Genomic DNA, 366 nt, shown 5'->3' on the forward strand with positions numbered 1-366 from the left:
GTGACTTCGTGCACCGCGCCGTCGAAGCTGCCGACCTGATCGTCAACATCGGTCACGACGTGATCGAGAAGCCACCGTTCTTCATGGTCCGTGGCGGCACCGAGGTCATCCACATCAACTTCCGCTCTGCCGAAGTCGATGCCGTGTACTTCCCGCAGGTGGAAGTGATTGGCGACATCGCCAACGCCGTGTGGCAGATCAGCGAAGCGCTGAGTGACACCACACACTGGGACTTCACTCGCCTGATGGCCATCCGTGAAGCCAACGAAGCACAGATCGCCGAAGGTGCCGACGACAACCGCTTCCCGGTCTACCCGCAGCGCATGGTCGCCGACATCCGTCGCGTGCTGCCGTCCGAAGGCATCG

The 366-nt window shown here is 62.0% G+C and carries 1 pseudogene; it reads left to right on the forward strand.

The features are described 5' to 3' along the window. A pseudogene (locus J5M71_RS28965) lies at positions 1-366 on the forward strand (acetolactate synthase large subunit); the annotation flags it as partial.

The organism is Pseudomonas sp. 43(2021) (assembly GCF_017490805.1).
Classification (GTDB): domain Bacteria; phylum Pseudomonadota; class Gammaproteobacteria; order Pseudomonadales; family Pseudomonadaceae; genus Aquipseudomonas.